1 protein-coding gene is annotated in these 1,622 nt (G+C 66.6%); it reads right to left on the reverse strand.

Annotated elements, in window-relative coordinates; translation table 11 throughout:
- The coding region (locus tag RMO89_RS00620; RefSeq protein ID WP_310530586.1) for a sialate O-acetylesterase at positions 1 to 1,496 on the reverse strand (1,496 nt) is incomplete at its 3' end.
- Positions 1,497 to 1,622 lie beyond the last annotated feature (126 nt).

The raw sequence follows: 1,622 nt of genomic DNA on the forward strand, positions 1-1,622 counted from the left end.
CGCAGCGATGCCCAGCCCGAGGTGACCGGCTTCGTGACCACGTCGCCGAAATTGGGCAGCTGCACGATGAGGAAGGGCGTGTCCGCCCCGAACTGCGCACGCCAGCTTTTCTTGAGGGTGTCGAGCAACAGCGCATACGCGCCCGCATTGCCGGTGTTCGATTCTCCCTGGTACCAGGCCGCGCCTCTGATCGCATAGCTCCCGACCGGGGCGATCATCGCATTGTACATGCCGGTCTTGCCGCCGATCGAATGCCAGGGCGCAGCTGGCGGTGAGGGCAGGAGGCTGCGGGGCAGGGCGTAGCGCCAGCCGTCGCCCATCGGGATTCGCGTTCCGTCGGCGAGCCTGAGCGCGATCTTGTCGGCCGGGCCGAACAATCCGCCGAGGCCCCATGCGCTGTAGATGTTGAGCGCAATCCGGTTGCGCCCGGCCTTCAGCGCGCCCACTGGCAGCGCATAGGACCGGTCGGTCGCCCAGCCGAAGCTGTTGCCGATGGCCTTGCCATTCACCCAGCTCTGATCGACTTCGTCGATGGCGCCCAGATCGAGCGTCGCGCCTTGCGCCGCCTGTGCGGCGGTCAGCTCGATCGCGCGGTCGAACCAGACCATGCCGTTCAATTTTTCGGTCGCGGACACGCCCCAAGTCTTCCAGTCGCGCCACGGCAGCGGGACCGCCTGCCACGTCAAGCCGCCGTCGTCGTTCCACGGCGATGAGTCGGCGCCTGCTTGTGCGTGCCACCAACTTTGCCAGTTGGCGGCCATTTGCGCCTGAGCTGCAACCGGGTCGCGCGCAAAGAGCGCGTTCAGGGCAACATCCTTGGCCTGTCCGTCGAGCGTGGCCAGTGTCGGCCCGGAAATCCACGCCTCGATGTTCGATCCGCCCCAGCTCGAATGGATCAGGCCCATCGGCACGTTGAGGCGTTTCTGCAGGTCACGGGCCATGAAGTAACAGGCAGCCGAGAAACCCGCGACGCTGGCCGGGGTGGCTGGCGTCCATACAACCGGGGAAGCGAAGCTGCGTTGCTCAGCGGGCTTGCTGTCGTGCGCAATGCTCAGCAGGCGAATGGCTGGATTGGCGCTGGCGTTGATCTCGCGCTCGGCGTTGAGCGCAGCTCTGACCGGCAATTCCATGTTCGACTGGCCCGAACAAAGCCAGACGTCGCCGAAGGTCAGGCGCTTGGCGCTCGCAACGCGCGCTGGACCTGCCGACGCTGCCAGATCGAAATCTCCCCCGGCAGGGTAGGCGGGCAGGGTGGCCCGCCAGCGGCCTGCGGCGTCGGCCTTCGCATTCGCACTGCCTTCACCGAGGCGGATTGTGATCCGCTCACCGGGGCCTGCTGTTCCGGAGACGACGACCGGCCGGTCGCGCTGCAGAACGCCATTGTCGGCAAACAGGGGGTCGAGGGTCAGGGGCGTGACGGGTGCCTGCGCCGCCGCGGCCGCCGCCGATGCCATGAGGGCACCGGCAAGGGCAGAGCGGCGCAGGCGGGTCGTCACGGCTCAGGTGTTCCGCGTGATGATGTTTTCCAGATATTCCTGGCGGCCCGAACGCGGATTTGGATTTATGCCCTCGGCGACAGCAGCTTCGGAAAGCGCCTCCAAGCTGGTCGTGCCATCGAGAAT

This window comes from Novosphingobium sp. (assembly GCF_031424035.1).
GTDB lineage: Bacteria > Pseudomonadota > Alphaproteobacteria > Sphingomonadales > Sphingomonadaceae > Novosphingobium.